We start from the raw sequence: 12,478 nt of genomic DNA, 5'->3' as shown, positions 1-12,478 counted from the left end.
GTGGAAACCGCATTGGCCAGCGTTGCCAGCGAGCCGAAGGCGGACGCGCAGACGACAGCACAGGAGAGCGCGCCGTCGCCCACCGTCAGGCAGGCAGAGCCATCCGCATCGATGACCAAGGACGACACGGCGGCGCAAACTGGCCCCGCCACAGCGGCAACCGAGGCATCGACGGCGCCCTCGGCTGCCGCGGCATCCGCTGACCTGGCGGCGCCAGACACCACGGCCGCAGTGCCCGCGCCGGCAGCGGCGACGGCCAGCTACGCCGAGCCAATGGCTGCCGCGCCTGCTACCACCAACGCCGCGACGCAGGACACGACCGGCACGGTGCCGCCGGCAAGTGCTGCTGCGGCAGCAGGCGCCAAGATCGCCGTTCCGGCCGATGCCGGTCCGGCCGCCCTGCGCGATGCAGCGGCCGACGGCGACGTCAAGGCGTTGTTCGAGATCGCCTCGCGCTACGCCGAGTCGCGCGGCGTCAAGGAAGATATGGCGGCGGCCGCCAAATGGTATCAGAAGGCTGCCGAACTCGGTTTCGCACCGGCAGAATACCGCATCGGCAATTTCTACGAGAAGGGCATTGGCGTCGCACGCGACGTCAAGAAAGCGAAGACCTGGTACCAGCTTGCCGCAGAGCAGGGCAATGCCAGCGCCATGCACAATCTGGCCGTCCTGTTTGCGATGGCGGCGGATGGCGTGACCGACAATGAATCGGCAGCGCGCTGGTTCCAGGCGGCGGCGGATCTCGGTGTCAAGGACAGCCAGTTCAATCTCGGCATCCTCGCGGCGAAGGGCGTCGGCATGAAGCAGAACCTCGAGGAGAGCTACAAATGGTTCGCGCTCGTCGCCAAGACCGGCGACAAGGATGCGGCGGCCAAGCGCGACGAGATCGCCAAGGCGCTGAAGCCCGAGCAGCTGGAGCGTGCGCGGGCCGCGGCTGAACTGTGGAAGGCCAAGCCGCTCGATCCAGCCGCCAATTCGGCCGACATTCCTGAATCGTGGCAGGACGGCGCACCGCAGACGACCGCCGGCATCGACATGAAGAAAGCGGTCCAGAACATCCAGCGCATTCTCAACAAGAACGGCTACGAGGCCGGCAATCCCGACGGCATGATGGGCCAGAAAACCAAGAACGCGATCATGGCCTTCCAGGCCGACAACGACATGACGGCAACCGGCGCAATCGACGAAAGGCTGGTCAAGGCGCTGCTCGCGCGCAAATAACGGCAGATGCGTCGTTTCCGCGACGCCCCTGCCACAGATTTGCCTGTTAACTGATTGAGTTGTTTTTTGTTTCGGCGGTGCGACGAAGTTTGACTTCACCGCCCGGCCGGCGCAAGAACGAGATAGCCTTCTGGCGCAAAATGCCCGCAACGGTTGCATTCGCCAGGAGGCAAACTGATCGAGACTGACGGGTGGGCATCTATCTCCCGATCGCGGAAATTTCCGTCAACGTCTTCGTGCTGCTGGCCATGGGCGCGGCGGTAGGTTTCCTGTCGGGCATGTTCGGCGTGGGCGGCGGCTTTCTCATCACGCCGCTGCTGATCTTCTACAACATACCGCCGGCAATCGCGGTCGCCACCGGCGCCAACCAGGTCATCGCTTCCTCCTTCTCCGGCGCCCTGTCGCACATGAAGCGCGGCACGCTCGACTTCAAGCTCGGCGGCGTGCTTTTGGCCGGCGGCATCGTCGGTTCGACCGGCGGCATCTATGTCTTTGCACTCCTGCGCCGGCTTGGCCAGCTCGACCTGTTCATCTCGCTGCTCTACGTCGTGCTGCTCGGCACTGTCGGCGGGCTGATGCTGGTCGAGAGTGTCAATGCACTGCGCGCCACCCGCAGCGGCGCCGCACCGGTGTTGAAGAAATCCGGCCAGCACAACTGGATCCACCGCCTGCCGCTGAAGATGCGGTTCAGGGCCTCGAAGCTCTTTGTCAGCGTTATTCCGGTGCTTGGGCTGGGCGCGGCGATTGGCTTCCTGTCGTCGATCATGGGCGTCGGCGGCGGCTTCATCATGGTGCCCGCCCTGATCTACCTTTTGAAAGTGCCGACCAACGTCGTCATCGGCACCTCGCTGTTCCAGATCATCTTCACCTCGGCTTACACCACGCTGGTCCACGCCACCACCAACCAGACGGTCGACGTCATGCTCGCCTTCCTGTTGATGGCAGGCGGCGTCGCCGGCGCACAATATGGCGCCAAGGCCGGTCAGAGACTGCGGGGAGAGCAACTCAGGGCGCTGCTGGCGCTGCTGGTGCTGGCGGTAGCCATCCGGCTCGCCATCGACCTTTTCGTCACGCCGCCCAATCTCTACTCGCTGTCCGGCGCGGGCCTGAACTGATGGCTGGCTTGAGGACGGTCGCGGCCGCCGCCTTGCTGTCGCTGCTGGCCGCTGGGCCACCGGCGAAGGCGCAGGCGCCACTAACCGAAAATATCCAGATCGGCCTTTCCACCGACAATGTCTCGATTACCGCCGGTTTTTCCGGCGCCGACCTGACCATTTTCGGCTCGCTGGAAAATGCCGATCCGCTTGTCGCGCGGCAAGGGCGCTACGACGTGATCGTCGTGCTGGAAGGCCCGGCCCGACCGGTCGTCGTGCGCCGCAAGGACCGGGTGCTCGGCGTCTGGGTCAATCTGGAGTCGGAGACCTTCGAAAACGTACCTGTCTCCTATTCGGTGGCGACGACGCGGCCGCTGCAGGACGTCACCGATCCGAACAGCTACAAGCAGCTGTCGCTTGGCGCCTCCAACCTCTATTTGCAGCCAGCCGACGCCGAGGACAGCCCGGCGACAATCGAGGAGTTCACCGCCGCGCTGCGCGAGCGCAAGGCGGCGACAGGCCTCTACAGCGAGAATGTCGGCGGTGTGCAGTTCCTGTCGCAGAACCTGTTCCGCGCCACCGTCAGGCTCGCTCCCAACGTTCCGGTCGGCACCCACAAGGCCCGCGCCTTCCTGTTCAAGAGCGGCCTGTTCATCAAGGAAAGCTCCGCCCAGCTCGAAATCCGCAAGTCCGGTTTCGAACAGTCGATCTTCCGCGTCGCGCACGACTACTCCTTCCTCTACGGCGTCTTTGCCGTATCGCTGGCCATGCTGACAGGCTGGCTCGGAAGACTGGTGTTCAGGAAAGACTGAACTTTCGTAAAAGTGGTTTCCCTTTCCGAGGGTATGGGCTAGACCGCGACCCCCGGCCCGACCGGACACGAGCTGCTGCTCCCCAAATCAGAAATACAGGAACGCACGATGCGACCAGCATTTGCCGGGATCGACTTCGGCACTTCAAATTCCACAGTGAGCGTGGTCAGGAACGGGCAGCCGCGGCTGGTGGCCTTGGAAGACGGCCAAGTCACGCTGCCCAGTGCGGTGTTCTTCAATTTCGAGGATAACCGCACCTATTTCGGGCGGCGCGCCATCGGCAACTATACCGACAGTATCGAAGGCCGTCTGATGCGCTCGCTGAAGAGCGTGCTCGGCAGCTCGCTCGCTCACGAAAAGACGCGCATCAAGGCGCGCTCGATCGGCTTCATGGAAATTGTCGGCCTATTTGTCGGCCACCTGAAAAAGAAGCTCGAAGAAAACACCCTCGACACAGTCGAAAGCGTCGTGCTCGGACGGCCGGTACAGTTCGTAGACGACGACGCCGGGGCCGACGCCGAGGCTGAACACGAACTCGAAAATGCCGCTCGCGCCCAAGGCTTCAAGCACATCGCCTTCCAATTCGAGCCGATCGCGGCGGCACTCGATTACGAACAGAAGGTGACGCGCGAGGAACTGGCGCTGATCGTGGACATGGGCGGCGGCACGTCCGACTTCTCGATCGTGCGGGTCTCGCCCGAGCGCGCCCGCTCGCTCGACCGCAAGGACGACATCCTGGCCAGCCGCGGCATCCACATCGGCGGCACCGACTTCGATCGGCTGCTGAGCATCGCCCATGTGATGCCTCAGCTCGGCTATCTGACGCCGACCAAGGATGGCAAGCGCAATCTGCCGGCGAGCTACTTCATCGACCTAGCGACATGGCAGCGCATCAACCTGGTCTATACCGCAAGGGCGATGACGCATTTGCGCCAGATCCGCTACGAGGCAGAGCGCGCAGACCTGGTCGACCGCTTCATGCACATCGTCGAGCATCGTTACGGCCACGCGCTGGCGGCGCTGGTCGAAAAGGCCAAGATCGAGCTGACGGACCGATCGTCGGCCGGTATCGGGGTCGCGCTACCGGAGGTGAGGTTCACGGCAGAGATCACGCGCGCGGGTCTCGAAGCCACTATCGCTCGGGATATTGAGCGCGTTGCAGCTACCGTCGAACAGACAATCCGCGACGCGCAGGTGAAGCCCTCCGATATCACGGCGGTGTTCCTGACCGGCGGATCGACCGCAATCCCGCTGGCCAGACAGCAGATCCTGGCTCTGGTGCCGCAGGCGTCGGTAATCGAAGGCGATGTGTTCGGCTCAGTCGGGCTAGGGCTGGCGCTCGACGCGCGGCGGAAGTTCGGCTGATCGGTCTAAAGCGGCGCGGCTCTCTCAGCTTTGCCGCCAAGATGCGCCTTGAGCGCCATCTGGGCCAGGCTTGGCTGCCGATCGCGATGCGTGATCACGGCAAATTCGCGCTTCGGCAGATCGATCGGCACGGAACGCAGACTGCCTTCGGCAACCGCGCGCGCGACAACGAGTTCCGAAATGATGGTGGCGCCGGCGCCGGCCTCGACCGCCTGGCGAATAGCCTCATTGCTCGGCAATACCAGGAATATCTGCATGTCCGCGAATGAAATCCCGTCGCGTCGGGCAAGGTCCTCCAGCGCCTCACGCGTGCCCGACCCGCCTTCGCGAATGATCCAGCGAAGCCCGCCAAGGTCGGGATGCCCAGGCGAAACTTCGGCGATCTCGGAATGCGAGCGCGCCACGACCAGTATCATGCGATCGATATCGACCTTGGCACGCCGCAATATGTCGGATTCGGTGCGCCCCTCGACCAGGCCAAAATCCGCTGCGCCATCAAGCACATTGGTCTCGACCTGCCTGGTGTTGCCAATGCTCACGCTCAGCCTGACGGCAGGATAGGCTTCGTGGAAAGAGGCGAGCCGGCGCGGCAGCCAATAGCTGGCGATGGTCTGGCTGGCAGCGATCGAGAGACTGCCTGATATCGTCTGCGAGACATGCTCCAGCACATTGTGGGCCGCCGCAGCCCGCTCGAGGACCGCCTTGGCCTCGGGCAAGAATCGGCGTCCGGTCTCGGCGAGTTCGATATTGCGGCCCACTCGGTTGAACAACTGGACGCCGTGCTGCTGTTCGAGCGAGCGGATGGCGGCGGACGCGGCCGACTGTGAAATGCCTAACAAGTCGGCGGCTTTGGTCATGTGCGCCCGTTCGGCGACGGCGACGAAGATCCGCAATTGGTCCAGAGTCATGCCAGCATTAAGAAGCAACTTCGATTAGAATTACAAGAGCAAGTTGTTAGACAGATTAATTGCTTTGTTCTAAATTTTCGTCCGAAATTGGAAAAAAGTCGCGCCATAACAGTCGAGGGTAGAAATTGGTGAGGCTGTTCAAATCCGTGTTCACGCATTGGTCCCGCAGCCTGCGGTGGCGGCTCGTCGGTGAACGCTATCGTCCGGAACAGCATTACATGCGCGGCCCAGGTCCGAAGACGAGAGCCAAGGCCGCCGAACGCAAAAACATCGCCGGATCATGACCAACAAACCGCTGCGCGGCGCCAACTCAGCACCATCCCAACGGCCGCTTGCCGATACGCGCCCGCCCGCTGAAGGCGACGGCGTCGATACTTCGCCTGATGTCTCCGACAGCATCGCCAAGACCACCTGCTATATGTGCGCCTGCCGCTGCGGCATCGACGTCCACATCAAGGACGGCAAGGTCCGCTACATCAACGGCAACAAGGACCATCCGGTCAACCGCGGCGTGCTGTGCGGCAAGGGCAGCGCCGGCATCATGCAGCATTACAGCCCGGCCCGGCTGAAGAAGCCGCTACTGCGCACCGGTCCGCGCGGCTCGGGTGAGTTCCGCGAAATCGACTGGGAGGAAGCCTTGTCGATCGCGACAGAACGGCTTTCGAACATCCGCCGAACCGATCCGAAGAAACTCGCCTTCTTCACCGGGCGCGACCAGTCGCAATCGCTGACCGGCTGGTGGGCGAGCCAATTCGGTACGCCGAACTTTGCCGCCCATGGCGGCTTCTGCTCGGTCAATATGGCGGCCGGCGGCCTCTACACGATTGGCGGCTCGTTCTGGGAGTTCGGCGAACCCGATTGGGACAACACCAAATATTTCATGCTGTTCGGGGTTGCCGAGGATCATGATTCCAATCCGATCAAGATCGGCCTCGGCAAGCTCAAGGCGCGCGGCGCCAAGGTGGTTTCAATCAATCCCTGCCGCACCGGCTACAACGCGATTGCCGACGACTGGATCGGCATCCGGCCCGGGACCGACGGCCTGTTCGTATTCGCCCTCATCCACGAATTGCTGGAGGCTGGCCGCGTCGATCTCGACTACCTCTTGCGCTACACCAACGCCCACATCCTGGTCGTTCAGGAGCCTGGAGCTGCCGACGACGGGCTGTTCATGCGCGATGATGGCGGCAATCCACTGGCTTGGGACAGGGTGGCGAAGATACCTGTCAGTGCCAGCGATGCCGACGCGAAGCCCGCATTGACCGGCAGCGTTCTCGTCGACGGCCGCCGCTGCGTGCCGGTCTTCCAACTCGTTGCCGACCGCTATCTGGACGAGAGCTATTCACCGGACGCCGTCGCTGACCGGTGCGGCATATCCGCCGACACCATCCGACGCATTGCCGCAGAACTCGCTCATGTCGCCTTCGAACAGCAAATCGAATTGCCGGTGGCCTGGACGGACTGGGCCGGCCGCCGGCACGAGACCATCAAGGGCCGCCCGGTGTCGATGCATGCGATGCGCGGCATCTCGGCCCATTCGAACGGTTTTCACTCTTGCCGCGCCATTCATCTGCTTCAGGTGCTTCTCGGCACGGTGGACGTGCCGGGCGGCTTCCGCTTCAAACCGCCTTATCCGCGGTCCGCGCCGCCGGGTCCCAAGCCAGCCGGCAAGACTGTGAAGCCGATGACGCCACTGGACGGCATGCCGCTCGGCTTCGTCTGCGGACCGGAGGATCTGCTGATCGATGAAGGCGGCAAGTCCATTCGTATCGACAAGGCCTACTCCTGGGATGCGCCGCTTGCAGCACACGGCCTCATGCACACGGTCATCCGCAACGCCTGGGCCGGCGATCCCTACACGATCGACACGCTGTTCATGTACATGTCTAACATGGCCTGGAACTCGTCGATGAACACGGTCGAGACGATGGCGATGCTGACCGACATGGATGCGTCGGGCGAGTACAAGATCCCGTTCATCATCTATTCCGACGCTTATTATTCCGAGACCGTGCCGTTCGCCGATCTGGTGCTGCCGGATACGACCTATCTCGAGCGTCATGACTGTATCAGTCTGCTCGACCGGCCGATCAGCCACGCCGACGGGCCGGGCGACGCGATCCGCCATCCCGTCGTCGAGCCGGACCGCGAGGTCAGGCCGTTCCAGACGGTGCTGATCGAACTCGGCGCGCGGCTCAGCCTGCCCGGCTTCGTCGACGACGATGGTTCCGCCAAATACCGCGACTATGCCGATTACATCGTCAATCACGAGCGCACGCCAGGTGTCGGTCCGCTCGCCGGCTGGCGCGGAAAGGACGGGGCCTCGGTCGGCAAGGGCGAGGTCAATCCCGACCAGTTGCAGCGCTACATCGACAATGGCGGCTTCTGGCACCAGGATTTCGCCGCCGGTCAGCGCTACTATAAGATGGCCAACCGCTCGTATCTCGAATTCGCCGAGAGCATGGGCTTCATCCCGAAGGCCGAGCCGATCGTCTTCCAACTCTATTCCGAGCCGATGCAGCGCTTTCGCCTTGCGGCGCGCGGCCATGGCGGGGTGCTGCCGCCGAAGGCAGAGCGCAGCCGTATCGAGACCTATATGGATCCGCTGCCGTTCTGGTACGCGCCCTTCGAAGAGGCTGCGGTCGATAGCCAAGCCTATCCGCTGCACGCGCTGACGCAGCGGCCGATGCACATGTATCACTCCTGGGGCGGGCAGAATGCCTGGCTAAGGCAGATCACCAGCCAGAACCGGCTGTTCGTGCATCACCGGACCGCAGCCAGCCTCGGGCTTGTCGACGACGATTGGGTTTGGATCGAGAGCATCAACGGCAAGGTCAAAGGACAGATCAAGCTGGTCGACGGCGTCAACGCCGATACGGTGTGGACCTGGAATGCGATCGGCAAACGGCGCGGCAGCTGGGGGCTCAAGGACGACGCGGCCGAATCCAATCGCGGCTTCCTGCTCAACCACATCATCGGCGACCAGACGTCCGCCGATACCAGCGGCAAACGCTATTCGAATTCCGACCCGGTGACCGGCCAGGCGGCGTGGTTCGACCTGCGCGTGCGCATCGTCAAATGCGCGGCCGAAGAAGCTGGCTTCACCGAACCGCAGTTCGAGCGGTTCCGACAGCCGCCGCACTCTGAGCCCTCGCCCGACAAACTCAGTTTCGGCGCCGAGTTCCGCATGAAAAGAGAAGCCGCCGAATGACTTGCCTTCCCGCCCATACCGACAAGAAGCTCGGCCTTGTCATCGATCTCGACACCTGCGTCGGCTGCCAAGCCTGCGTTACCGCCTGCAAAGAATGGAACACCGGCGGCCATATGGCGCCGCTAACCGACATCGACCCCTATGGCGGCAATGCCGACGGCGTCTGGTTCAACCGCGTGCACAGTTATGAGCACATGACGGAGATGGGCGGACGCACGGTGAACTTCCCGCGCTCCTGCCTGCACTGCGAGACACCGGCGTGCGTCACGGTCTGCCCGACCGGCGCCTCCTACAAACGGGCGTCGGACGGCATCGTGCTGGTCGACGAGGACAAATGCATCGGCTGTAAACTGTGCAGCTGGGCCTGTCCCTACGGAGCGCGCGAATTCGACACCGATGTCGGCGTGATGAAGAAATGCACGTTGTGCGTCGACCGCATCTACAACGACAATCTGGCGGAAGAAGATCGCGTGCCGGCCTGCGTCGCCGCCTGCCCGACCAGCGCGCGGCATTTCGGCGATCTGGGCGATCCGGCATCGGCTATCTCGCAACTGGTGGCCGAGCGCGGCGGTGTCGATCTGATGCCGGAAATGGGCTATAAACCGACCAACAAATATCTGCCGCCACGTGCCCACACCACCCGCGCCGCATCGGTGCCGGCGCCGGCGCTTGAAGCGGTGCGGGCCGAAGGCGGCTTCCTCGGCTGGGTCGACCGCATGCTTTCGAACTGACCCGTGCCTTCATGCATCCAGCATTCTCCGTCGTCTTTTTCACCACCGCCACGGGCGCCGGTTACGGCCTGCTCGCGCTGCTTGGCGTCCTCGCCGGACAGGGCTTTATCCCGCCCGATTTCTGGCTTGGCCTTACCGGCATGGGGCTGGCGCTTGGCCTGATCTCGGCAGGCCTGCTGTCGTCGGCCGGCCATCTCGGCCGGCCCGAACGCGCCTGGCGTGCCTTCTCGCAATGGCGAAGCTCATGGCTGTCGCGCGAAGGCATTGCCTCGGTCGCCACCTTCGTGCCGGCGGGACTGTTCGGTATTGGCTGGGTGGTCCTCGGCCGAACGAGCGGCTGGGTGGCTGTCGCCGGGCTGCTCGCTGCCATCGGCGCGGTCGCAACCGTCTGCACCACCGGCATGATCTACGCGTCGTTGAAGCCGATCGCCCAATGGCACAGCCGCTTCACCCTGCCCGCCTACCTGATCTTCGCGACGATGACCGGCAGCGTGCTGCTTAACGCCTTGCTGCAGGGATTCGGCGTCGGCTCGGCGGCTGTGCTGGCGTGTGCGCTGCTTGCAACGTTTGCCGGCTGGGGCTGGAAGCTGGTGACCTGGCGGTACAACGACAGGCTGGAGATCCCGACCACGGCCAACACGGCAACGGGCTTGGCCGGCGGCACGGTGCGGTCGATCGAGTGGCCGCATACGGAAGAAAACTATCTGCTCAAGGAAATGGGTTTTCGGATCGCGCGCAAGCACAGCGCTAAACTCCGCCAGTTCACGCAGGTGCTGGCCTTTGCTTTGCCCGCGTTGCTGCTGCTCGCGGCGTTCGCCTTGCCGTGGCCCTATGCGGCGGCTTCGTCGATGCTCGCCGCAATCGCCCAACTCGCCGGCATGCTGGTCGAGCGCTGGCTGTTCTTCGCCGAGGCCAAGCACACCGTCACTTTGTACTACGGCAGGTAGAGCGGGTTCAGCCCGGCCTGAGCATCGCGTGGGAAATCGCGAAGATGCGTTCGGCGCCAAGCATGTAGGCCATCAGCGTTTCGCGGCGAAACAGCCCGGCATAGGCGCGGTCAAGCAGATTGAGCGAACCGGTGTAGGCGCCGAAGGCCGGCATGATCATGCGGCCGCCATCGCCGGCAAAGCAACGACGCCGCACCGACCGGCCTTGCTGCACGATGCGGGCGCAAGGATGCAGATGGCCTGATATCTCGCCTTCCACTCTCACGACCGAAGGCTCATGCCGGAAGAGTAGAGAGCCTATGGCCAGCTCGCGCACGGTCTCGCCGGGCAGGTCGGCCGGGGCTTCAGGATCATGATTGCCGGCGACCCAGAACCAGTCGCGCCCGACCATCAGCCCTTCCAGCCTTTCGCGAAAGCTCGCGTGCATCCGCGCTGCGCCGCCGCCATCATGAAAACTGTCGCCCAGGCTGATGACGATCGCAGGCTGATAATCGGCGATCACCGCCTGCAGCCGGAGCAACGTCGCGCCGGTGTCGTAAGGTGGGACCAGCGTGCCGCGCCTGGCCAGTGAGGAGCCTTTTTCCAGATGCAGATCGGACACCGCCAGAAGCCGGAATTCGGGAAAATAGAGCACGCCGCGACGGTCGCAGATCGCGCGTTCGCCGGCGATACGGACAGCGCCCGCATCCGCTAAAGGCGCAGCCATGGCCAGCGCGACAGTCATTTCGTCCCCATGGCCTCCTCGACCAGCGTGGCTGCATCCATCAGCAGCGTGTCATCGGCCTCGCCGTGCACCGGCATCTTGCCAATCTCGAGCATGATCGGCACGGCGAGCGGCGATATCTGCTCGAGGTTCTTATGCATGATTCGACCCTGGACGCGCGAGAGCATCTCGGCAAGTCTGCTGACATCCAAGAGACCGGTCGCGGCATCGGCCCGCGTCGCCTGCAAAAGGATATGGTCGGGCTCGTGGCTGCGCAGCACGTCGTAGATGAGATCCGTCGACACGGTTACCTGGCGGCCGCTCTTCTCCTGCCCCGGGTGGCGTTTCTCGATCAATCCCGAGATCAGCGCGCAATTGCGAAAGGTGCGCTTCAACAGCCAACTGCCGGCGAGCCAGGCTTCGAGGTCGTCGCCCAGCATGTCCTGATCGAATAGCTGAGCCAGCGACGGTTTCTTCGCCCTGAACATATGGCCCATATCGGCCAGCGACCATATGGCAAGCGCATAGTCGGTGGCGACGAAGCCGAGCGGCTTGGCTCCCGCCCTGTCGAGGCGGCGGGTGAGCAGCATGCCGAGCGTCTGGTGCGCCAGCCTGCCCTCGAATGGATAGGCCACCAGATAGTAGCGGTTGCCACGCGGAAAGGTCTCGATCAGCAGATCGTCGCGTTTCGGCAGTACCGACTTGTCGGCCTGGAAGCGTAGCCAGTCGGCGACCTGCTCCGGCAGCTTCTTCCAGCGCTGCGGATCGTCCAGCATGGCGCGGACCTGTTCGGCTAGGTACGTCGAAAGCGGGAATTTGCCACCACCATAGTAAGGCACCTTGGCGTCGCTGCCGGGTGCATTCGAGACGAAGCACTCATTCTCGCGGATGCCTTCGAAGCGCAGCACCTTGCCGGCGAACATGAAGGTGTCGCCATGCGTCAGCGTTTCGAGGAACGCCTCCTCGATCTTGCCCAGAACCCGGCCGCCACGCGAAGCCGCGCCTCTGCTGCCGGCCTGCACGTAGCGGACGTTGAGCGCCGGCACTTCGATGATCGTGCCGACATTGAGCCGGTATTGCTGGGCGACGCGAGGATTTGAGACCCGCCACAGCCCGTCCCTGTTGAGACGAATACGGGCGTAGCGTTCGTAGTTCTTCAGCGCATAGCCGCCAGTGGCGACGAAATCGACGACGCGATCGAATGTCGGCCGATCGAGATCGGCATAGGGTGCAGCCGTCCGCACTTCCTCGAACAGCGCATCGGCATGGAATGGCGCACCGCAGGCACAGCCCAGCACGTGCTGCGCCAGCACGTCGAGCCCGCCATCGACCAGCGGCGGCGTATCCTGGGCGCCGAGATAATTGGCGTCGAGCGCCGCCCTGCATTCCAGCACCTCGAAGCGGTTGGCCGGGATCAGGATCGCCTTCGACGGCTCGTCCATGCGGTGGTTGGCCCGACCGATGCGCTGTGCCAGCCGGCTGGCAC

General features: G+C 63.6%; 9 protein-coding genes and 1 pseudogene. 7 read left to right on the top strand and 3 right to left on the bottom strand.

Annotated elements, in window-relative coordinates; genetic code table 11:
* The 4 genes from E5W70_RS03550 to E5W70_RS03535 form a co-directional block, all read left to right on the top strand.
* On the top strand, positions 1-1,221 hold a 1,221-nt coding region (locus E5W70_RS03550; RefSeq protein WP_292654035.1), incomplete at its 5' end, for an SEL1-like repeat protein.
* Between the two features lie 191 nt (positions 1,222-1,412).
* Positions 1,413-2,336, top strand: a complete 924-nt coding sequence (locus E5W70_RS03545; protein WP_292654034.1) for a sulfite exporter TauE/SafE family protein — start codon at positions 1,413-1,415, stop codon at positions 2,334-2,336.
* The gene (locus E5W70_RS03540; RefSeq protein WP_292654033.1) at positions 2,336-3,127 is read left to right on the top strand and encodes a TIGR02186 family protein; all 792 of its coding nucleotides are present in this window, start codon (positions 2,336-2,338) and stop codon (positions 3,125-3,127) included. Before E5W70_RS03545 ends, E5W70_RS03540 begins: the two co-directional genes overlap by 1 nt.
* Before the next feature lie 108 nt (positions 3,128-3,235).
* Positions 3,236-4,492 (top strand): Hsp70 family protein, encoded by a 1,257-nt coding sequence (locus tag E5W70_RS03535; protein ID WP_292654032.1) that lies wholly within the window; start codon positions 3,236-3,238, stop codon positions 4,490-4,492.
* Positions 4,493-4,497: 5 nt separating this feature from the next.
* On the opposite strand, the gene E5W70_RS03530 is transcribed toward E5W70_RS03535, so the two are convergent.
* Positions 4,498-5,400, bottom strand: coding sequence for a LysR substrate-binding domain-containing protein (locus tag E5W70_RS03530; protein ID WP_292654031.1), 903 nt, complete (start codon positions 5,398-5,400; stop codon positions 4,498-4,500).
* A 280-nt stretch (positions 5,401-5,680) separates the two neighbouring features.
* Here E5W70_RS03530 and E5W70_RS03525 point away from each other — a divergent pair, with 280 nt between their 5' ends.
* From E5W70_RS03525 to E5W70_RS03515, 3 genes are read left to right on the top strand one after another with little or no spacing between them, the layout of a single operon-like run.
* On the top strand, positions 5,681-8,611 hold the full coding sequence (locus E5W70_RS03525; protein WP_292654030.1) for a molybdopterin oxidoreductase family protein: 2,931 nt from the start codon (positions 5,681-5,683) through the stop codon (positions 8,609-8,611).
* The gene (locus E5W70_RS03520; protein ID WP_292654029.1) at positions 8,608-9,342 is read left to right on the top strand and encodes a 4Fe-4S dicluster domain-containing protein; all 735 of its coding nucleotides are present in this window, start codon (positions 8,608-8,610) and stop codon (positions 9,340-9,342) included. The genes E5W70_RS03525 and E5W70_RS03520 overlap by 4 nt, the downstream gene beginning before the upstream one ends.
* An 11-nt stretch (positions 9,343-9,353) precedes the next feature.
* Positions 9,354-10,289, top strand: coding sequence for a DmsC/YnfH family molybdoenzyme membrane anchor subunit (locus E5W70_RS03515; RefSeq protein ID WP_292654028.1), 936 nt, complete (start codon positions 9,354-9,356; stop codon positions 10,287-10,289).
* Positions 10,290-10,296: 7 nt separating this feature from the next.
* Here the strand turns inward: E5W70_RS03515 and pdeM are convergent, their stop codons facing one another.
* Positions 10,297-11,013, bottom strand: coding sequence for a ligase-associated DNA damage response endonuclease PdeM (gene pdeM, locus E5W70_RS03510; protein WP_292654027.1), 717 nt, complete (start codon positions 11,011-11,013; stop codon positions 10,297-10,299).
* Positions 11,010-12,478 (bottom strand): annotated as a pseudogene (locus E5W70_RS03505) (DNA ligase-associated DEXH box helicase); the annotation flags it as partial. The pseudogene E5W70_RS03505 and the gene pdeM, both read right to left, overlap by 4 nt.

The sequence above is a fragment of the Mesorhizobium sp. genome, from assembly GCF_005063415.1.
GTDB lineage: Bacteria > Pseudomonadota > Alphaproteobacteria > Rhizobiales > Rhizobiaceae > Mesorhizobium.
The sequence above is the reverse complement of the archived record's forward strand: the minus strand, read 5'-3'. Positions and strand labels throughout refer to the sequence as shown.

Coding starts and splice junctions, on each gene's coding strand:
- E5W70_RS03540 (WP_292654033.1), top strand. CDS start 2,336: ATGGCTGGCTTGAGGACGGTCGCGGCCGCCGCCTTGCTGTCGCTGCTG.
- E5W70_RS03535 (WP_292654032.1), top strand. CDS start 3,236: ATGCGACCAGCATTTGCCGGGATCGACTTCGGCACTTCAAATTCCACA.
- E5W70_RS03530 (WP_292654031.1), bottom strand. CDS start 5,400: ATGACTCTGGACCAATTGCGGATCTTCGTCGCCGTCGCCGAACGGGCG.
- E5W70_RS03525 (WP_292654030.1), top strand. CDS start 5,681: ATGACCAACAAACCGCTGCGCGGCGCCAACTCAGCACCATCCCAACGG.
- E5W70_RS03520 (WP_292654029.1), top strand. CDS start 8,608: ATGACTTGCCTTCCCGCCCATACCGACAAGAAGCTCGGCCTTGTCATC.
- E5W70_RS03515 (WP_292654028.1), top strand. CDS start 9,354: ATGCATCCAGCATTCTCCGTCGTCTTTTTCACCACCGCCACGGGCGCC.
- pdeM (WP_292654027.1), bottom strand. CDS start 11,013: ATGACTGTCGCGCTGGCCATGGCTGCGCCTTTAGCGGATGCGGGCGCT.